Source organism: Falsiroseomonas sp. (assembly GCF_051860665.1).
Classification (GTDB): domain Bacteria; phylum Pseudomonadota; class Alphaproteobacteria; order Acetobacterales; family Acetobacteraceae; genus Falsiroseomonas.
The window spans coordinates 34,361-54,007 of sequence record NZ_JBHYDM010000009.1 but is presented as its reverse complement, the minus strand read 5'-3'; the positions used below and the strand labels follow the sequence as shown (position 1 = coordinate 54,007).

Here is a 19,647-nt window from a genome sequence, read left to right as displayed (position 1 = left end):
GCGAGGGGAATGCTCATGGACGCGGCACAGCGGCAAATCTGGTTCGTCAATGCGGCCCATATCTTCACCCATTACGGGCTGCTGATCCTGGCCACCGCCGTGCTGGCCATCGTGCTGCAGGAACCGGCGATGTTCGGCACCGACTACGGGCCGATCCTGGCGCTGGGGACCGGCATGTTCGTGCTCTATGGCCTGGGCAGCCTGCCGATGGGCTGGCTGGCCGAGCGTTTCGGGCGGCCGGCGCTGATGGCGGCCTTCTTCCTCGGCAGCGGCGGGGCGCTGGTGCTGTCGGCCTTTGCGCCCGGCCCCTATTGGCTGGCGGCGGGGCTGGCGGCGATGGGGGCCTTCAGCGCGATCTACCACCCGATCGGCACGGCGATGCTGGTGGATGCGGCCGGCAGCCGCGTCGGCGCGGCCATGGGCGTCAACGGCGTCTTCGGCAATCTCGGCGTGTCGCTGGCGCCGGTGGTCACCGCCTTCCTCGCCGCCTGGCTCGGCTGGCGCTGGGCGCTGGCGGTGCCGGGGGCTTTGTGCGTGCTGGTCGGCCTGCTGTATCTGCGGGAGGGGCCGGAGGACGTCGCCCGCAACAAGGCCGCGGGCAAACCCTTCCCCGAGATCCCCCGCCCGGTGGTCCGCCGCGCCGTGATCGTGCTGCTGAGCCTGGCCACCGTCTCCGGCTTCATCTTCAACGCCTTCACCCTGCTGCTGCCGAAACTGATGGCGGAGCGGCTGGCGGAGAGTCCGGATCTGCTGCCGGTGGTGGGGCTTCTGGCCTTCCTGGTGACGATCTGCGGCGGGCTGACTCAGTTCACCGTAGGCAGGCTGATCGACCGCAATACGCTGAAGCGCGTCTTCCTGCCGCTGGCCTGCATCCAGCTGCCCGGCTTTCTCCTGTTGTCGCAGTTGCAGGGTTTTGCGGTGCTGCCCGTGGCGGGGCTGCTCGCGGCGGCGATCTTCGGGCAGGTGACGGTGAACGAGACCATGACCGCGCGCTACGTGGCGCCGGCGTTGCGGGCGAAACTCTATTCCATCCGCTTCTTCGTGGGGTTTCTGGGCGCCGCGGCGGCCAGCCCGCTGATCGCCTGGCTGCATGCCACGGCGGGGGGCCTGGGCAGCGTGCTGACCGTGCTGGCGGTCTTCGCCGCGGTCACTTTCCTCTGCGCGCTGGCCTTCCCGGACCGCAAGGAGGAGCTGGCGCCGGAGCTGTGGGCCGCGGCCCCGCCGCGCGGGGCGGTGCAGGCGGCGGAGTAGATCAGGCCTTCAGCCGCGCCGCCCAGTCCACCAGCCCCGCCAGCACTTTTGTCACTGCCGCGCGGCTGGGCTCATCCACCAGCTCGCCGCCCTCGAACTTCTTCGGCGCGCCGGCGACAAAAGCCTCCGGCCCCGGCATCACCGGCGTGCCGGTGGATTGCAGCGACATGCGCAGATGCTGCTGCGCGCGGGCCGTGCCGAGCATGCCGGGGGAGGCGCCGAGGATGGCGGTCGGCAGCCCGGCCAGCGGCGTGCGCCGCGTCTCGCCCTCCGGTGCCGTCACGCCGCCGATGCCCTCCGCGCGGGACAGCCAGTCGATCGCATTCTTCAGCGGCGCGGGGATGCCGGCGTTGTATTCGGGGCAGGCGATCAGCAGCGCCTCCGCCGGCCAGACCGCGCGGCGCAGGCGCTGCACGGCCTCGGGCCATGCCGGCTTTTCCAGATCCTCGTTCATCAGCGGCAGGTCGCCGATCTCCACCACCTCCAGCGTCGCACCGGCCGGCAGCAGCCCGGCGCAGGCGCGCAGCAAGGCGCGGTTGAGGCTGGCGGCCCGCAGGCTGCCGCAGATGCCGACGATGCGTGTCACCTAATCCTCCGCGAGCAGTCCCAGGCGGCGGAGCTTGCGGCAGAAGCCCAGGCTTTCCAAGCCAAGCTCGGCCGGCGTCGCGCCCTCGGCCAGGCGCTCCACCCATTCCGCCTCCCGCGCCCCTAGCGCGATCGGCGCCCCGGCCCAGCGCAGGGATGCGCCCTCACCCGAAGGCTCCGGCACCAGCGCATGCAGCGCGCCCGGCGCCAGGCGCAGCTTGGTCTCCGCGGAGGGATCCTTCGGGAACAGGCCGCGCGCCAGAAGCGCCGGCTGGTCGGCGGCCAGCCGGTCCAGCAGCGCCAGCGCCGTGCGCTCCAGCGCCGCGGGTTCCGCCAGCTTCGCGGCCAGCGGCTGCGCCAGCGTGGCCAGGCTGCCGGGGCCCTCGGCCAGCCGCCAGGTGGGGAAGGCGGCGCGCAGCGCGGGGTCCGCCTCCTCCAGCAGGTCCACCGCCATGCGCAGCACCGCGGCGAAGGAGGGTTCCATGAAGCCCACGGTGATATGCAGCGAGGGTTCGCCATCCTGCGTCGCCGCGTCATGCAGCACGCCGCGCGGCACGTAGAGCGCATCGCCGGGGCGGAGCGTGATGTTCACGGCGTCTGCCACCGGCTCGATCCCGCCGGGCCAGGGGGTGCGGCGCGTGGGATTCGGGAAGGGCTGGCCAGGCCAGATGCGCCAGGCCTTCTCCCCCTGCACCTGCAGCACCAGCACATCATGCGTGTCGTAGTGCATGCGGAAGCCCTGGGCGCCCGGCGGGGTCAGGTAGATGTTCGCCTGCACCGCATGCAGGAAGACCTGCTCCAGCCCCCGGCAGAAGCGCGCCAGCGGCGCGTGCAGCTGGTTGAACTGGGAGATGACGAGCGTCGCCCCCGCATCGAAGCAGGCGAACAGGTTCGGCAGGTCCGCGCCGCCATCCTCAAACGCATAATCCTCCTCCGGCACCGCGGCGCCGCCCTGGCGGCTGCCATCGGCCATGGAGATGCGTGGCCGCGCCGCCGCATCGGTGGCCAGGAAGGCGTCGATATCGGCGATGGAAAGCAGATGCGCGTAGCGGGCGGGGTCGTGGCCCGGGAAGTGGCGCCACTCCGTCCCCTCCCGCAGGGCCAGCCCCTCCTCGATCGGCAGCGTGCCGAAGGCGAGGCGCCAGGCCTCCTCGGCCAGGGTGGGGGGCCGGAGTGTCATGCAGGCGGACCTTGGCTGTGGCCGACCGGGCACCGGCGGGGCGGGCGGACCGTGAGGGAAATCAGTAGCCGCGGCGGCCGCGGCCCGGCCCATCCGAGGGGTCGCTGTCGGTCAGGCCGCTGCTGCGGCGATAGCCGCCCCGGCCGCGGCCGGGGCCGTCGGAAGGATCGCTATCCGTGATGCCGGAGCTGCGATAGCCGCCGCGGCCACGGCCGGGGCCGTCCGAAGGGTCGCTATCCGTGATGCCGGTGCCACCGCCACGATAGCCGCCACGGCCGCGCCCCGGCGGATCGTTCGGGTCGCTGTCGGAAATGCCCGTGCTGCGGCGATAGCCGCCGCGCCCATAGCCCGGGGCGTCGTTCGGGTCGCTGTCGCTGACCCCGCTGCCGCGATGCCCGCCACGGCCATTGCCCGGCGGGTCGTTCGGGTCGCTGTCGCTGATGCCGGTGCCGCGGCGCACCTGCGGCGGCGGCGCGTAGTAGACGGGTCCCTGCTGCGGCACGCAGGCGGCTGCGGGCAGCACGCCCACCATGGCAGCCAGGCGCAGCACGAAAAGCCGGCGGCGTGTCGGCGGCGTCTTGTCCTCCGGCTGATCGGTCACCGGCTGCTCCCATCCCATTCGGCAGCTTCCCGGGGTCCGGGGCTGCGCCTTTGCCTCGCGCCACCGGGCGGGGCCGGCGGCTGCGGCATGATGACGCAGCCGCGCCGAATGTTACAGATCACCGGGTAAACATTTTCTAAAATTTCGCGCGATGCGGCCCACAGGGATTATTCTTGCGAATGCGTCGCAACTGCGTTGCAGCGGGCCTCAGCGGGCCGGCAGGATCACGATGGTCACCGCCCGCGCGCCCGGCTCGGCCACCCGTCCGCTGAAGGCGCCGACCCGTGCCTCCGCCCGCACCCGGTCCCGCTCCACCCCGCCCTGCGCCAGGGCGAGGGAGACAGCCCGCGCCCGGCGGGCCGCGATCTGCGTGCTCGTCTCCGCCCCCGCGGCGCGATTGGCATGGCCGAGCACGCAGATATTCCGCCCGGGCTCTGCGCGGGCCAGCGCCGCCGCAGCCTCGATGGCGCTGCGCCCGGCGGGGCCGAGATTCGTGCTGTTGCGCGCGAAGGGCACGGCGATGACGTCATCCTCCAGCTGCTCCGCGCCGACGCAGTTGAAGGGGCGCGGCTGGGCCGCGGCCGGATCGGCCAGGGCCAGCAGCCCGGCGGCCAGGACACCGGCCATATGGGGCGCCCTCATGCGCCTGGCGCCAGCAGGCCGGCGGCGGCAAGCCGGCCGAGCAGCGCCCCGGCATCCACGGCCGGCGCCTTGGCGGCCAGCTCGGGCTCCGTCACATCCGGCCGGGCCAGCAGCCAGGCCGCGGCCTCGGCCTCCGGCGGGGTCACCACCACCGCGCCCTGCGGGCCCTTCACCACCCATTCCGCGCCGCGCCGCACCGGCTTCGCGCCGGCGGCCATCACGCGGAAGCTCGGCGCCTCCCCGCCGCCGGCCGCCGCCGAGGGGGCGGCGATGCCGCGGGCGGCCAGCATGTCGTAGCCGCCGCGGCTGTAGCGGTAATTCGCCACGAACTGCGCCAGCACCTCCATCACCTTGGGGTCGCGGCTCAGCTCCGACAGGCGCTGGCCGAGCAGCCCGGCGCGCTGCGTCAGCGCGAATTTCGCCGGGTTCGACCCATCCTGCCGGGGCAGCGGCTTGCGGAATTCCGGGTCGTAGAGAATGCGTTCCGACAGGATATTCACGAAATCCATCCCGAGCGGCGCATGCACGCCATAGGCGACATGGACGCTGGCCGGCGCCTCCGCCAGCGCATCGTGGTACCAGCCGCGCGGCAGGTAGAGCAGGTCGCCCGGCTGCATGGTCACGGTGCCGCGCAGCTTGCCGCGCGCCTGGTCGTGATGCGCCTGCGGCTGGCCCCGGAAGGCGGGGTGGGCGATCGGGTAGTCGGCCCGGCCTTCCCAGATGTTCCAGACCTTCTCGCCCTCCACCTGCACGGCCCAGACATCATGCGTGTCGTAATGCGTGTGGAAGGCCTTATGGCTCTGCCAGCTGATATAGACATTGGCCTGGGCCTTGCCGAGGCCGGCGGCCTCCAGCGTGTTGGAGACGCTGGCCAGGCCCGGCGTCAGGCTGTCCACGTCGTTCATCACCACGCTGGCGCCCTTGGCGATCCAGCCCTGCACCAGCTTCGCATCCGGCTGCAGCACCGCGGCGCCGTCGCGGCTGGTGGCGCGGGTGCAGAACTGCTCCGCCGGCACCGCGCCGCCATCCATCACCAGCTTCAGGCTGGTGCTGGTCCAGATATGCGTCATGTCCAGCAGCCGGTTGATCTGCCGCCAGGACAGCACATCGGCGAACTTCGCCGCCGTGCCGCGGATATGCAGCGGCTGGCGGTCCAGATGCTCGGCGAGGAAGCGCTCGGGCGTGATGGGGGCGAGCAGGGCGGCGAGGCTGTCGATCATCGCAACAGAATAGCCTGGATGCGGCGCAGGTTGCACCCATGGCGAACCGCCGGCCACTTTCTTCGGGCTGCTTGCGCCGGCATGGCCAAGAACCCAGCTTCCGGGGCGCAGGAGGACCAGCCTATGAACGACGTGGCCGGCGAGACGGGCAGCGACCAGCGAAACGGGCCGGCGGAGGATGGCGTGCGGCCGCAGGTCCTGGCCGCCGCCCAGGCCGCCCTGGCGCGCCTGGCCCCCGCTTTGCCGCCGGCGGCGGGGGACCTGCTGGTCCGGCTGCATGCCGCCGTGCCGACCGCGGAGCTGGCCGCCACCGCGCCCGAGGCCCTGGCCGAGGCCGCCGCCAGCCTCTTCGCCTTCGCCGAGCAGCGGCGGCCGCGGGAGACGCGGCTGCGCCTGCTGCCGCCTGGCCCCGGCCGCGGCGCCGTGGCGGTGGCGGAGATCGTCACCGACGACATGCCCTTCCTGGTCGACAGCGCCATGGCCGCGCTGACCGTCAGCGGCCGCGTGGTGCGGCAGCTGCTGCATCCCGTGGTGCCGGTGCGGCGCGACGCCGAGGGCCGGCTGCTGGCGATCGAAGACGCGGCCACGACGCGCGAAAGCATGATGCGCATCTCCCTGGCCGCCGGCGCCACCCTGTCCCTCGCCGGCACCGGCGCGGCCGACTGGCCGGCGGTGGAGGCGGCCTTGCGCCGCGCCATGGCCGATGTGCGGATGGCGGTGGGCGACTTCGGCGCCATGCTCGCCCGGCTCGGCCAGGCGGAGGCCGAGGTGCAGGCGGAGGGCGGCGCGGCGGCCGACTTCCTGCGCTGGATGGGCGAGGACAATTTCGTCCTGCTCGGCCATCGCCGCCTGGCCTGGGACGCGGCCGGCGCCCTGTCCGTGGCGGAGGAGGAGAATCTGGGCATGCTGCGGGACGCCGCGCTGCCGGTCTTCGACGCGCTGCGCGACCTGGCCGCCGTGCCCGCCGCGGTGCGCGCCACCTTCGGGCGGATGGAGGCGGTGGTGGTCGCCAAGGCGAATATGCGCGCGACCGTGCATCGCCCGCAGCACGCCGATGTGGTGATGACGCGCATCCGCGACGCGGAAGGCCGCGTCACCGGGCTGCGCCTGTTCCTCGGACTCTTCGCGGCCGATGCCTACAATCGCAACCCGCGCGCCATCCCCCTGCTGCGCGACAAGGTTCTTCGGGTTCTGGCGATGGCGGGGCTGGATCCCGAGAGCCATGACGGGCGGGCGCTTCGCAACATCCTGGATACCTGGCCGCGCGACGAGCTGTTCCAGGCGCCGGAGGACGAAATCCTGGCGGGGGCGCGTCGCGCGCTGGATCTCGCCATCCGGCCGCGCGCGGCGCTGGTGCTGCGGCGCGATCCCTTCGAGCGCTTCGTCGCCGCCATCGCCTGGCTGCCCCGCGACACCTTCGATACCACGCTGCGCCAGCGCGTCGGGCATATGCTGGCGGAAGCCTTCGGCGGGCGGCTTTCGGCCTGGTACACGCTGATGGGCGATGCGCCGCTGGCGCGCGTACACTACGTCATCGGCACCAAGCCGGGCGCGCTGCCGGCGGTGGATGCGGCCACGCTGGAAGCGGCCATCGCGCAGGTGGCGCGCGGCTTCGCGGAGCGGCTGGAGGAATCCCTGGCCGAGGATTTCGGCGCCGCCGCCGCGCCGCGCCTGGCCCGCTGGCGCGAGGCCTTTCCCCCGGCCTATCGGGACCAGGAATCCATCGCCCAGGCGGTGGCCGATATCGACCTGGCCGAACTCGCCTTGGCCGAGGGGCGCCCGCAGGCGCGGCTGCACCGCGCCCCCGGCGCCGCGCCGCGCCGCCTGACGCTGCGCCTGGCCAGCCCCGGCCGATCGCTCGCGCTGGCCGAGGCGCTGCCGCTGTTCCAGAGCCTCGACCTGCGCGCCATCGAGGAACAGCCCTATCGCCTGACCCCGCAGGACGCGCCGGAGGTCGTGCTGCATGTCTTCCAGCTGGAGGCCGGCGCGGATGTGGCGGAGGCGCATTTCGAGGAGATTCTCGGCGCACTCTCGGCCCTGCTGGACGGAAGGGCGGAGGCCGATGGCTTCAACCGCCTGGTGCTGCGCGCGGGCCTCACCTGGCGGCAATCCTGGCTGCTGCGCGCGATGTATCGCTGGCTGAAGCAGGTCGGCTTCCCCTTCGCGCAGGAGAGCGTGGAGGATGCGCTGGCCGCCCATCCGGACGCCGCACGCCTGCTGATCGACCTCTTCTCCATCCGCTTCGACCCGTCGCGCGGCGATCGCGACGACAGCGCGCTGTGCGCGAACTGGTCCATGCTGCTGGATGGCATCGCCAATCCGGACGAGGACCGCATCTTCTCGCGCCTGCGTCTGCTGCTGGATGCGATGCTGCGCACCAACTTCTACCAGTCCAAGCCCTATCTCGCCTTCAAGGTGGAATCCGCGAAGGCCGGCGAGATGCCGCTGCCGCGCCCCTGGCGCGAGATTTTTGTTCACGCGCCGCGGATGGAGGGCTGCCATCTGCGGGCGGGGCCGGTGGCGCGCGGCGGGATCCGCTGGTCCGACCGGCGCGAGGATTTTCGCACCGAAGTGCTGGGCCTGATGAAGGCGCAGCGTCTGAAGAACGTCGTCATCGTGCCCACGGGCGCGAAGGGCGGCTTCGTGCTGAAGCATCCGCCGCCGGCCACGGACCGGGAGGCCTTCCAGGCGGAGGGCATCGCCGCCTACAGGACGCTGGTGCGCGGCATGCTCGATCTCACCGACAACTTTTCGGAATCGGGCGGCGTGGTCACGGCGGAAGGGATCGTGCGACGCGACGGGGACGATGCCTATATCGTCGCCGCGGCAGACAAGGGCACGGCCACCTTCAGCGACATCGCCAATGGCCTCTCGGCCGAATACGGCTTCTGGCTCGGCGACGCCTTTGCCAGTGGCGGTTCCGCCGGCTACGACCACAAGGGCATGGGCATCACGGCGCGCGGCGCCTGGGTGATGATCGACCGCCATTTTGCCGAGCTGCGCGGCCAGGGCGTGCAGGAAGCGGAGTTCACCTGCGCCGGCGTCGGCGACATGTCCGGCGACGTCTTTGGGAATGGCATGCTGATCTCGAAGCGCACGAAGCTGGTCGCGGCCTTCGATCACCGGCACATCTTCCTCGATCCCGATCCGGATCCCGAGACCTCCTACGCCGAACGGGCGCGGCTCTTCGCGCTGCCGCGGTCGAGCTGGGCGGATTACGACGTGCGGCTGCTCTCGCCCGGCGGCGCGGTGCTGCCGCGCAATGCCAAGACGCTGCCGCTGTCGCCGGAAGCGCAGGCGCTGCTCGGCATCGCGCAGGACCGCGCGGAGCCCGCCGCGATCCTGCGCGCCATCCTGACGCTCGACGTCGACCTGCTCTACTTCGGCGGCATCGGCACCTACGTGAAGGGCAGCGGCGAAAGCCAGGCGGAGGCCGGCGACCGCGCCAATGATGCGATCCGCGTCGATGGCGCACAGCTGCGCGCCAAGATCCTGGGCGAGGGCGCCAATCTCGGCATCACCCAGGCGGGGCGCATCGAGGCGGCGCAACATGGCGTGCGGCTGAACACGGATGCGCTGGACAATTCCGCCGGCGTCAGCACCTCGGACCACGAGGTGAACATCAAGATCCTGCTGGCCGAGGCGGAACGCGAGGGCGCGCTGACGCGCCGCCAGCGCGACGTGCTGCTGGGCGAGATGACGGAGGAGGTCGGCCGCCTGGTGCTGGCCGACAACCACGCGCAATCCATCGCCATCAGCCTCGAGACCCGCACCGCCAGCGAGGACCTTGCCGCCCATGCCGCGCTGATGGCGCGGCTGGAGGCGGAGGGGGTGCTGGACCGTGCCGTGGCCGGGCTGCCGGATGCGACGGTGCTGCGCGCCCGCGCCGCGGAGGGGCAGGGGCTGACGCGGCCGGAGCTCGCCTCCCTGTTGCCGCCCGCCAAACTCTGGCTGACCGAGGCGATCGAGGCGAGCGGCCTGCCGGACGAGCCCGCCCTCGCCCCGCTGCTGCGCGCCTATTTCCCGCAGGCGCTGCAGGACCGTTTTGCCGATCTCATTCCGCGCCACCGGCTGCGGCGCGAACTGGTGGCAACGGGGTTGGCGAACCTGGTGGCGAACCACCTGGGCACCGCGGCGCTGGGCCGGCTGGCCGGGGCCGAGGCCGGGGGCGCCGCCGTGGCCCGCGCCGCCTGGCTGGCCAGCGCCCTGTTCGGCTTGCAGGCGGCGGCCGCCGCGGCCGATGCCGCCCCGGTCGCGCCCTCCCTGCGGCTGGAGGTGCAGGGCGCGCTGCGCCGGCTGCTGGAGGCGGCGACGCGCAAGCTGATGCTGACGGAGGCGGCGCAACCGCTGGAGGCCGCGCTGGCCGCCCTGGCGCCCGGCGTGGCCGCGCTGGTGGCGGCGGAGCAGGCCGAGCCGGGGGAGGAGGCCGCGCGGCTGGTGGCGGCCGGCCTGCCCGCCCCCCTCGCCGCGCTGGCCGGCGGCGCCGCGCGCCTGGCCGCCGCCCCCTCCGTCGTGCAGCTGGCGCAGCAGACCGGCGCGGATGCGGCCAGCGCGGCGCGGGCCTGGCGCGAGGTGGGCGAGCAGGACGGGCTGGATGCGCTGCGCGAGGCGGCGGAGGCCGCGCGCGTGACCAATGCCTTCGCCGCCCGCGCGCAGGCCGAGATCCTGGGCGACCTTGCCGCCGTGCAGGCCCGCCTTTCCCGCGCCCGGCTGGCCGGGGAGGCCGCGCCGCCGCGGGCGGCGGAGGCGGTGCAGCTGGCGCGGGAGGCAGCGCGGGCCGGCGACCTGGTGGCGATCGGCGTGGCGACACGCGCGCTTTCCGTCCTCGCGTGACGCCGGACGTCCTGCCGGACCTGCTGCCGCCGGGCCTGCGCCTGGTGTTTTGCGGGATGGCGGCGGGGCCGGAATCGGCGCGGCGCGGCGCCTACTACGCCGCCTCGGGCAACCGCTTCTGGCGCGTGCTGCACGAGGCCGGCTTCACCCCGCGCCGGTTCAGGCCGGAGCAGTTCGCCGAACTGCCGAGCCTCGGCATCGGGCTGACGGATCTTGCCAAGACGCAATGGGGCGTGGACCGGGTGGTGCGGGTGACGCAGGCGGATCGGGACCGGCTCTTTGTGGCCATCCGCACCGCCGCGCCCGGCGCCCTGGCCTTCACCAGCGGTCGCACGGCGGCGCTGGCGCTGGGGCTGCAGCGGGTGCCATTCGGCCGGCTGGAGGCGGCGCTGTGCCCCCAAAAGTTTCCGCCGGTTTTCGTGCTGCCCAGCACCTCTGGTTCCAACAACGGGAACTGGGATAGGAACGGCTATCAGGCGCATTGGATGGATACGGCCATGGCCCTCGGCTTCCGCACCGCATGACCCGCCCCGCATGACCCGAAAGGCCTGGGCCTGGGCCCTGTATGACTGGGCGAACAGCAGTTTCCCCACCGTCGTCTCCACCTTCGTCATCGCCGCCTATTTTGCCAGCGGCATCGCGGCCGACCAGGTGACCGGGCAGGCGCAGTGGGGCTGGATGCAATCGGCGGCCGGGCTTGCGGTGGCCATCCTGTCGCCGGTGCTGGGCGCGGTGGCGGATGCGGGCGGGCGGCGACGGCTGATGCTGGGGCTCTTCACGCTGCTGACGGCCTTCTCCACCGGCCTGATCTGGTTCGCCCAGCCCAGCCCGGACTGGGCGCTCTATGCGCTGGTCTGCGTCGGCGTGGCGACCATCTGCTTCGAGATCGGCACGGTCTTCTACAATTCCATGCTGCCCGGCGTGGCGCCGCCTGGGCGGCTCGGGCGGGTCTCCGGCCTCGGCTGGGGGCTCGGCTATGCCGGCGGCCTGGCCTGCCTCGCCATCTCGCTGGTGCTGCTGATCCAGCCGGACCCGGCGCTCTTCGGGCTGGACCGGGGCGCGGCGGAGCATGTGCGCGCCACCGCCCTGCTGGTCGCCGCTTGGTTGCTGATCTTCGGCTGGCCGGTGCTGGTGGCGCTGCCCGATCCCGCCGGCCCGCGGCCGAGCTGGGCGGAGGCCGCGGCGCGCGGCCTGGCGGAAATCGGCGCGCTGATCCGCACCCTGCCGCGTAACCCCGATCTCGCGCGCTTCCTGCTGGCGCGGCTGTTCTACACCGATGGGCTGAACACGCTTTTCGCCTTCGGCGCCATCTATGCCGCCGGGGTCTTCGGCATGGGGCTCGACAAGATCCTGGTCTTCGGTATCGCCATGAACGTCACCGCGGGCCTCGGCGCGGCGGGCTTCGCCATGATCGAGGACCGCGTCGGCTCCCGCCGCATGGTGCTCGGCGCGCTGCTGGCGATGGTCGCGCTCGGCACCGGCCTGTTGTTGGCCGAGACAGAAATGTGGTTCTGGATCATGGCGCTGACGCTCGGCCTGTTCTTCGGCCCGGCCCAGGCGGCCAGCCGCAGCTTCATGGCGCGCCTGGCGCCGCCGGAGGAGATCGCGGCGCATTTCGGCCTTTTCGCGCTCTCCGGCCGCATCACCGGCTTCCTGGGGCCTGCGGCGCTGGCGGCGGTGACGACAGCCACCGGCAGCCAGCGGCTGGGCATGGCGACGGTGCTGGTCTTCCTCGGCATCGGCGCCGCCATCCTGCTGACGGTGCGGGAGCGCCGGTGAGCGATTTTGCGTCGCGCCGCGTGGATGGCCGCTTCGTCAATCTGCACAGCGATGTGGATCACGGGCCGCGCGATGTCCTGCGCTGGTATCGCGGGCGCCGGGTGGCACCCTGGCCGCGCTGGATCACGGACCCGCCGCAGCCGCCGCCCCCGCGGCTGCCGCCGGGCCAGATCGGCGCCACCTTCATCGGCCATGCCAGCTGGCTGGTGCAGATCGGCGGCGTGGCGGTGCTCATCGACCCCGTCTGGTCGCCGCGCGCCAGCCCGCTACCCTTCGCCGGCCCCCGGCGGGTTCGCGCGCCCGGCCAGGCGCTGGCGGCGCTGCGCGGCGTGGACCTGCTGCTGGTCAGCCACAACCACTACGACCATTGCGACCTGGCCACGCTGAAGCGCGTGCAGGCGCACTGGTCCCCGCCCTCCCTCACCTCGCTCGGCACCGGCCGCCTGCTGGCCAAGGCCGGGCTGCGGGCACCGCGGGAGATGGATTGGTGGGACAGCGCGGAGGTGGCGGGGCTGCGCATCACCTATGTGCCCGCGCAGCATTTCTCGGCGCGCACGCCCTTCGACCGCAACCGCGCGCTGTGGGGCGGCTTCGTCATCCAGGCGCCCGATGGCGCCACGGTCTATTTCGCCGGCGATTCCGGCTGGTGCCCGCACTTTGCCGAAATCGGGCGACGCTTCGGCAGGATCGATCTCGCGCTGATCCCCATCGGGGCCTATGCGCCGCGCTGGTTCATGCGCACCCAGCACATGGATCCGGAGGAGGCGGTGCTGGCGCATCTCGCCTGCGGCGCGCGCGCCAGCCTCGCCATGCACTTCGGCACCTTCTTCCGCCTGACGGACGAGCCGATCGAGGAGCCTGCGGTGATGCTGGAGGCGGCCAGGGCCCGGCACGGGGTGGCCCAGGAGGCTTTCGGCGTGCCGGGATTCGGGGCGACGCGGATCTACCCGGCCGCGAAGAGATAGACCGGCATGGGCTGGGTCTTGTCCTGCACGCCCTTCACGCCCGGCACATTCTCCGCCAGCACGCGCAGCGCGCGCTGCACCTCCGCGCTGCGGCTGAAGCCGCTGATCTCCACCACCCCGTCCTTCACGTCGATCAGCGTGTAGAAGGTGTCCGCCCAGGGCTGCTTGCGGATCGCGGCGATCACCGCGGTGCGGATCCGGTCGTCGGAAAGCTCCAGCGCCTCCTGCGTCGGCGCCACCAGCGCGCGCAGCAGGTCGGCGCGGGAGACGAGGCCGAGCAGCCTTCCGTCCTGCGTCACCAGTACGCGGCGGATCTTGCGATCCTCCAGCAGGTGGGCGACCTCGGCCGCCGGCGTGTCGGGGCCAACGCAGACCGGCTCGCTCGTCATCACATCCGCCGCCGTGGCGCCGTGGGTGCGCGCATAGCGTTCGGCATCGCGCTCGGCATTGCTGAACAGGCTGGCGAGCCAGGAGGTGGGGTGGTCGCTCTCCCCGGCCAGGCGGCGGATCAGGTCCGCCTCGGTGACGATGCCCAGCAGCTTGCCCGCGCCATCCAGCACCGGCACGGCGGAAATCCCCCGTTCGGCGAGCAGGCGGGCGATGGACATCACGGGGGTGGCCGGGGGCACGGTCAGCACCTCGGCAGTCATCAGGTCGCGGGCGGAAAGGCGGGTCATGGCCTGTTTCTCCATCATCATCACGACGATGGAGAAAAGGTTAAGCGCGCGCCGCCACGGCCACCTTGATGCAAGTCAAATCTCCACTCTTTCCCATCCGCCGGGGCGGCTGTATGGCTGTGGACAGTCCAAGAATACGAATGGGGAGAAATGGGAAGATGAGCTTCATCATGGGGCGCCGTGCCCTCGGCGCCGGCGCTGTTGCCGCCCTCGCCTTGCCGGGCCTGGCCCGGGCCCAGACCGCGACGCAGATGGCGATCGCCACCGGCACCACGGGCGGCGTCTACTATCCGCTCGGCGGCGCGCTGGCGAACTACCTCTCGCGCGATATCCCGGGCATGTCCGCGACGGTCGAGGTCACCGGCGGCTCCGTCGCCAATCTGCAGCTGCTGGGCGCCAATCGCGTCGGCATGGTGATCAGCCAGGTGGATGCGGCGGTGGATGCGGTGCGCGGCAATGACCGCTTCCGCGGCCGCCCGGTCCCGGTGCGGGCGCTGGCGGTGCTCTACACCAACCGCATGCAGGTGGTGACCGTGGCCTCCACCGGCATCACGAAAATGTCGGACCTGAAGGGCAAGCGCATCTCCACCGGCGCGCCGGGCTCCGCCACCGAGGTGATGGCGCTGCGGCTGATCGAGGCCGCCGGCCTGCACCGCGACAATGATTTTCGCGCCCGCGAGCGGCTGTCCCCGGCGGAGAGCACCAATGCCATCAAGGACGGCAAGCTCGACGCCTATTTCTTCGTCTCCGGCTATCCGACCAGCGCGATCACGGATCTCGGCGCCTCGCCCGGCGTGCAGCTGGTGCTGATCGACCACCACGAATTCATCCCGGCGATCGTGGAGAAATACGGCCCCGTCTATTTCCCCGAGGAGATCCCGGCCGGCGCCTATCCCGGCCAGACGCGGCCGAACAAGCAGATGTCGGTCGCCAATATCGTCGGCGTGCGGGAGGACATGTCCGCCGACATGGCGACCAGGATCCTGAACGTGATGTGGAGCCACCGCACCGACTGGGCGCAGGTGCATTCCGCGGCGCGCGACTTCACGCTCGAGGTGCAGAAGTCCGCGGCGGCCGGCGTGCCCTGGCACCCGGCGGCGGAGACCTTCTGGAAGGCCCAGGGCGCGACGCTGGCCTGAGGCCTGGCGCCTGCCGCATTCTCCGCCGGGGATGGCCGCGCCGCCATCCCCGGCTTTTCGTCGTCGCGACCTGCCGGAGCCGCGCATCCGTGAACACGCATCGCAACCTGCCGCCGGAGGTCGCCCCCGGCGCCCTCGATGAAGCCACCGCCGCGCGCGTCGAGGCGCTGATCGAGGAGGAGGAGGGCAGCCTCAACAACTTTACGGGCTGGCTCGGCTTCCTCGGCACCGGGCTGGCGCTGGCGATGAGCCTGTTCCATCTCTGGGCCGCCTGGGACATCGTGCCGACGACGACGCTGCGCTTCGTGCATGTCGGCTTCACGCTCGTGCTCGGCTTCCTCCTGTTCCCGGCGGCGCGGCGGTTTCGCCACCGGCTGATGGTGTGGGACGTCGCACTGGCGGCGGCAGGCTTCTACGTCATCTGGTACATGGTGACCGGCGGCGACGACCTGCAGGACCGCGCCATCTTCCCCGAGCCGATGGACCTCGTGGTCGGCTGGCTGATGGTGGGCCTGGTGCTGGAAGTGGCCCGGCGCGCCACGGGGCCGGTGATGCCCTGCGTCGCCATCCTGTTCCTGCTCTACGGCTTCTTCGGCAACCACCTGCCGCCGCCCTGGCAGCACCAGGGCTATGACAGCGAGCGGATGATCCCGCACCTGACCATCGGCCTCGACGGCATCTTCGGTTCCGCCATCGATGTGTCCGCGACCTTGATCATCCTCTTCACCATCTACGGCGCCATCCTGCAGGCGACGGGGGCGGGGAAGTTCTTCGTCGATTTCTCCTTCGCGGCCACGGGCGGCAAGACGGCCAGCGCGGGGCGCACGGTGGTGCTGTCCTCCTTCCTGCTGGGCGGTCCCTCGGGCTCGGGCGTGGCCACCACCGTCACGCTGGGCACGGTCGCCTGGCCGATGATGAAGCGCGTGGGCTACCGGCCGGATGATGCGGGCGGGCTGCTGGCGGCGGGCGGGCTGGGCGCCATCATCTCGCCGCCCGTGCTGGGCGCGGCCGCCTTCCTGATCGCCGAGTACCTGAACATCGGCTACCTCGACGTCATCAAGATGGCGATCATCCCGACCTGCCTCTACTACGCCTCGCTGCTCTTCATGGTGGAGCTGGACCAGCGGCGGCTGGCGGCGGCCGGCCATGCGGTGCCGGACGATGCGATCCAGGTGGAGCCGATTCCCGCCATGCTGCGGAAATACGGGTTCCACTTCTCCTCGCTCGTCGCGATCATCGTCTTCATGGTGATGGGCTATTCGGCGACGCTCGCCGTGCTCTATGCCATGATCGTCGCGGTCATGCTGTCCTTCATCCGCCCGAGCGAGGCGCTGTGGCCCCGAAAACTGCTGGCGACGCTGGCCTCGGGCGCGATCCAGGCGGTGGGGATCGCGGCGACCTGCGCGGCGGCGGGCATCATCGTGGGCGTCATCACGCTGACCGGGCTCGGGCTGAAATTCTCCGATATCGCGATCCAGGCGGCGGGCGGATCGGTGGTGGTGACGGCGCTCTATACGGCGCTGATCGTCTGGATCATCGGCCTCGCGGTGCCGGTGACGGCCAGCTACATCATCTGCGCGGTGGTCGCGGCGCCGGCGCTGATCAAGCTGGGCGTGCCGGATTATGCCGCGCATATGTTCGTCTTCTACTACGCGGTGCTGAGCGAGGTCTCGCCGCCGACCGCGCTCTCGCCCTTCGCCGCCGCGGCCATCACCGGCGCCGGGCCCTACCGCACCACGCTGCAGGCCTGGAAATACACCCTGCCCGCCTTCGTGCTGCCCTTCGTCTTCGTGACGGACCCGGAGGGCGTCGGCCTGCTGATGAATTTCCGGGAGGGCATGACCTGGCTGGACGTGGTCTGGCAGACACTGCTGGCCACCGTGGGCCTGGCCGCGCTGGCCGCCGCCTGCCAGGGGTTTCTGGTGCGCGCGCTGACGGGGCTGGAGCGGGCGGGGCTGGTGGTGGCCGGGCTGCTGATGGTGTTTCCGGCGGTGCTGGATGCGGTGGCGCCGGGCATCCTGCCCTATCCGCATCTGATCGGGATGGTGCTGGGGCTGGCGCTGATCGGCCTGCAATGGCGCGGCCGCGTCGCGTGATGCGGCGGGGCCTGCTGGTCGCCGCCGCCCTGCTGCTTCTGGCGGCGCCGGCCCAGGCCCAGGCGCTGGCCTCGCGCGACTGGAACGCCGAGAAATGCGCCCGCTACGCCGAGATCTGGCCGCAGGCGCTGGCACGCTTCGGCCAGGCCGGGCTCAGCGCGGAGTTCCTTGACCGGCACGCGGCCTTCCTGGCGTCGCATTGCCGGTCCCGCGTGGAGGTCTGTCCCCGCTCGCCGGAGGAACTGGCGCTGGCGGATGCCATGACCATCGCGGCGATGAATGCGGGTACGGCGAGCAGCTTCGTGCCCTTCCGCTGCGGCGGCGGCTGAAAAATCCCTGGCGGCGGCTTGAACCCGAGGCAGTCTCGATATATCTGTCTTTCCGATACATCGAAACTGCTACGGAGAAGACCATGCATCATCGACATCACGGCGCCGGCCACCCCCACCAGGGCCACGGCCGGCGCTTCGCCCGGGGGGACGACGCCACCCATGGGCACCATTTCGGCCGCGGCCATGGCCGCATGCGCGGCGGCCCGGGCGGCGGACGCTCCGGCCGGCTTTTCGACCATGGCGAGCTGCGCCTGGTCGTCGCCGCCCTGGTCGCGGAGCAGCCGCGCCATGGCTATGAGCTGATCAAGGAGATCGAGGATCGCGCCGCCGGCACCTACAGCCCCAGCCCCGGCGTGATCTACCCGACGCTGACCATGCTGGAGGAGCTGGGCCATGCCACGGTGGCGGAGGGCGCGGGCAAGAAGCTCTATGCCATCACCGAGGAGGGGCGCGCCTGGCTCGCCGCCAACCAGCCGGCGGTGGATGCCGCGCTGGCGCGGATGCAGGCGGTGCGCGCGGCGCATGGCGGGCCGCGGCCGGAGCTGATGCGCGCGACCGAGAACCTCAAGCTCGCCCTGCGCCTGCGCCTGGCGCGCGGCCCGCTGGATGCGGCGCAGCTGCGCAGCATCACGGAGGCGCTGGACGCCGCCGCCCTCGCGATCGAGCGGAGCTGAGGCGATGGCCCTCTCCTCCCTGCTGGTCTTCGCGGCCGCCTATCTCGCGGTGCTGGTGCTGCCGGGCCCCAGCGTCACGGCGCTGATCGCCCGCGTCCTGGCGCAGGGTTTTGACGGGGCACCGGCCTTCGTCGCGGGCGTGGTGGTGGCGGCGCTCACCTGGTTCACCCTGGCGGCGACCGGGCTGGCGCTGCTCGCCGCCTCGCTCGGCGGGTTGTTCGAGGCGATCCGCTATGCCGGCGCCGCCTATCTCCTGTTCCTCGCCTGGAAGCTGTGGCGGGCGCCGATCCGGCCGCTCTCGGCGCCGCCGGTCGCGGCGGATGCGGGGCGGATGTTTTTGGCGGGGCTGATGGTCAACCTCGGCAATCCGAAGGCGATGATGTTCTTCTTCGCCCTGCTGCCGACGGTGGTGGATCTCGGCGGACTCACGCTTCTGGGCTTTGGCGAGCTGGCGCTGGTGATCGTGCTGGTCTGCTCGGGCGTCCTGCTGGGCTATGCCCTGGTGGCAGCGCGGGCGCGGCGGCTGTTCACCTCGCCTGGCGCGATGCGGTGGATGAATCGCGGCGGCGCCACGGTGATGGCGGGCGCGGCGGTGACCATCGCGGCGCGCTGAAGCGCCTCAGCGCCAGCCGAGGCCGGCGACACGCATCCGGCGCATCACATAGGCGAGCCAGGCGCCCTGCACGGCCAGCGCCGGCAGCACCACCAGCGGCTTCGCGCCCGGCGACATGTCCAGGAACAGCAGCGCCAGCCCGGCGTGGAAGATCGCGAAACCCCAATGCACGGCGGCCACCGCACGGGTCGGCACGCCGGCGCGCTGCGCCAGCTGATACAGATGGGTGCGGTGGCCCTCGGCCAGCTTCTCGCGCATCAGCGCGCGGCGGGCGAGGGTGAAGCCGGCATCGAAGAGCAGGCCGAAGATCAGCAGCGGCACGATGAGGAAGGAAACCTGCTGCCCATCGAAGCGGGCGGCGGCGACCGCCAGCGTGGCAAACATGAAGCCGGAAAACTGGCTGCCGACATCGCCCATGAAGATGCGCGCCGGGTGCAGGTTGAAGGGCAGGAAGCCGGCGAAGCCGGCGGCCAGGAACAGGGCGGCGGCATAGACGAACCAGCCGCCCTGCAAGGCCGCGATCAACGCGAGCGCCGCGGCCGCAATCAGCAGCGTGCCGCCCACCAGCCCGTCCAGCCCATCCATGAAATTCACCGCATTGGTGCAGCCGACGATCCAGACCAGGGTCAGCAGGATGCCGAGCAGACCGAGATCGGTCACGCCGATCCAGGGCAGGGCGAGGCGCGAGATCACCAGCCCGCTGCCCACCGCCACCAGCGCCGCGCCAAGCTGCGCCGCCAGCCGCAGTTTTGCAGAGAGATTGCGGACATCATCGACCAGCGCGACCGCGGCGATCGCCACGGCGGCCAGGATGACGCCCAGAAACTGCGTCTCGGCGATGCGGGCGAAGCGGGCGGTCAGGTACAGCGCCAGCATGCCGGTGACGAAGGCCAGCACCACGCCGAGGCCCCCGCCGCGCGGCGTCGGCGTCTTGTGCGCGCTGCGGCCGTTCGGCGTGTCGAGGATCGGGAAGGCGATCATCAGCCGCACCACGGCGGCCGAGAGAAGGGCGAGACCGGCGGCATAGGCCAGGTGCTCGATCAGGGCATGGAATTGCATC

17 protein-coding genes are annotated in these 19,647 nt (G+C 71.9%); 10 read left to right on the top strand and 7 right to left on the bottom strand.

Features of this window, described 5'->3' with window-relative positions:
- Positions 1–15: 15 nt before the first annotated feature.
- On the top strand, positions 16–1,251 hold the full coding sequence (locus ACTIF1_RS11675) for an MFS transporter (protein ID WP_439596589.1): 1,236 nt from the start codon (positions 16–18) through the stop codon (positions 1,249–1,251).
- A 1-nt stretch (position 1,252) separates the two neighbouring features.
- Here the strand turns inward: ACTIF1_RS11675 and ACTIF1_RS11670 are convergent, their stop codons facing one another.
- The 5 genes from ACTIF1_RS11670 to ACTIF1_RS11650 all read right to left on the bottom strand — a co-directional run bounded on the left by ACTIF1_RS11670 (position 1,253) and on the right by ACTIF1_RS11650 (position 5,479).
- Positions 1,253–1,837: an NADPH-dependent FMN reductase gene (locus tag ACTIF1_RS11670; RefSeq protein ID WP_439596588.1), complete on the bottom strand. Its 585-nt coding sequence runs from the start codon at positions 1,835–1,837 to the stop codon at positions 1,253–1,255.
- Positions 1,838–3,016 carry a cupin domain-containing protein gene (locus tag ACTIF1_RS11665; protein ID WP_439596587.1) on the bottom strand — a complete coding sequence of 393 codons (1,179 nt, stop codon included), beginning with the start codon at positions 3,014–3,016 and terminating at the stop codon, positions 1,838–1,840.
- Positions 3,017–3,077: 61 nt separating this feature from the next.
- Positions 3,078–3,617 (bottom strand): hypothetical protein, encoded by a 540-nt coding sequence (locus tag ACTIF1_RS11660; RefSeq protein WP_439596586.1) that lies wholly within the window; start codon positions 3,615–3,617, stop codon positions 3,078–3,080.
- A gap of 207 nt (positions 3,618–3,824) precedes the next feature.
- Complete coding sequence (locus ACTIF1_RS11655) at positions 3,825–4,259, bottom strand: OmpA family protein (protein ID WP_439596585.1); 435 nt, start codon at positions 4,257–4,259, stop codon at positions 3,825–3,827.
- On the bottom strand, positions 4,256–5,479 hold the full coding sequence (locus ACTIF1_RS11650; RefSeq protein WP_439596584.1) for a cupin domain-containing protein: 1,224 nt from the start codon (positions 5,477–5,479) through the stop codon (positions 4,256–4,258). Before ACTIF1_RS11650 ends, ACTIF1_RS11655 begins: the two co-directional genes overlap by 4 nt.
- 123 nt (positions 5,480–5,602) lie before the next feature.
- On the opposite strand from ACTIF1_RS11650, the gene ACTIF1_RS11645 reads away from it, so the two are divergent.
- From ACTIF1_RS11645 to ACTIF1_RS11630, 4 genes are read left to right on the top strand one after another with little or no spacing between them, the layout of a single operon-like run.
- Positions 5,603–10,312: an NAD-glutamate dehydrogenase gene (locus ACTIF1_RS11645; RefSeq protein ID WP_439596583.1), complete on the top strand. Its 4,710-nt coding sequence runs from the start codon at positions 5,603–5,605 to the stop codon at positions 10,310–10,312.
- Positions 10,309–10,836, top strand: coding sequence for a mismatch-specific DNA-glycosylase (locus ACTIF1_RS11640; protein WP_439596582.1), 528 nt, complete (start codon positions 10,309–10,311; stop codon positions 10,834–10,836). Before ACTIF1_RS11645 ends, ACTIF1_RS11640 begins: the two co-directional genes overlap by 4 nt.
- A 10-nt stretch (positions 10,837–10,846) precedes the next feature.
- Positions 10,847–12,091 (top strand): MFS transporter, encoded by a 1,245-nt coding sequence (locus ACTIF1_RS11635; RefSeq protein WP_439596581.1) that lies wholly within the window; start codon positions 10,847–10,849, stop codon positions 12,089–12,091.
- A complete protein-coding gene (locus ACTIF1_RS11630; RefSeq protein ID WP_439596580.1) occupies positions 12,088–13,056 on the top strand; it encodes an MBL fold metallo-hydrolase in 969 nt (322 codons plus the stop codon). Before ACTIF1_RS11635 ends, ACTIF1_RS11630 begins: the two co-directional genes overlap by 4 nt.
- Here ACTIF1_RS11630 and ACTIF1_RS11625 read toward each other — a convergent pair.
- On the bottom strand, positions 13,035–13,733 hold the full coding sequence (locus tag ACTIF1_RS11625) for a CBS domain-containing protein (protein WP_439596579.1): 699 nt from the start codon (positions 13,731–13,733) through the stop codon (positions 13,035–13,037). The genes ACTIF1_RS11630 and ACTIF1_RS11625 overlap by 22 nt on opposite strands.
- A gap of 158 nt (positions 13,734–13,891) precedes the next feature.
- Between ACTIF1_RS11625 and ACTIF1_RS11620 the strand changes: the two genes are divergently transcribed.
- The 5 genes from ACTIF1_RS11620 (at position 13,892) to ACTIF1_RS11600 (ending at position 18,587) form a co-directional block, all read left to right on the top strand.
- Positions 13,892–14,872: a TAXI family TRAP transporter solute-binding subunit gene (locus ACTIF1_RS11620; RefSeq protein ID WP_439596578.1), complete on the top strand. Its 981-nt coding sequence runs from the start codon at positions 13,892–13,894 to the stop codon at positions 14,870–14,872.
- Between the two features lie 89 nt (positions 14,873–14,961).
- Positions 14,962–16,968 carry a TRAP transporter permease gene (locus ACTIF1_RS11615; RefSeq protein ID WP_439596577.1) on the top strand — a complete coding sequence of 669 codons (2,007 nt, stop codon included), beginning with the start codon at positions 14,962–14,964 and terminating at the stop codon, positions 16,966–16,968.
- The gene (locus tag ACTIF1_RS11610) at positions 16,947–17,297 is read left to right on the top strand and encodes a hypothetical protein (protein ID WP_439596576.1); all 351 of its coding nucleotides are present in this window, start codon (positions 16,947–16,949) and stop codon (positions 17,295–17,297) included. The genes ACTIF1_RS11615 and ACTIF1_RS11610 overlap by 22 nt, the downstream gene beginning before the upstream one ends.
- Positions 17,298–17,380: 83 nt before the next feature.
- On the top strand, positions 17,381–17,974 hold the full coding sequence (locus ACTIF1_RS11605) for a PadR family transcriptional regulator (RefSeq protein ID WP_439596575.1): 594 nt from the start codon (positions 17,381–17,383) through the stop codon (positions 17,972–17,974).
- Between the two features lie 4 nt (positions 17,975–17,978).
- The gene (locus ACTIF1_RS11600) at positions 17,979–18,587 is read left to right on the top strand and encodes a LysE family translocator (protein ID WP_439596574.1); all 609 of its coding nucleotides are present in this window, start codon (positions 17,979–17,981) and stop codon (positions 18,585–18,587) included.
- A 6-nt stretch (positions 18,588–18,593) separates the two neighbouring features.
- Here ACTIF1_RS11600 and ACTIF1_RS11595 read toward each other — a convergent pair whose 3' ends face one another.
- Positions 18,594–19,646: an undecaprenyl/decaprenyl-phosphate alpha-N-acetylglucosaminyl 1-phosphate transferase gene (locus ACTIF1_RS11595; RefSeq protein ID WP_439596573.1), complete on the bottom strand. Its 1,053-nt coding sequence runs from the start codon at positions 19,644–19,646 to the stop codon at positions 18,594–18,596.
- Position 19,647: the final 1 nt, after the last annotated feature.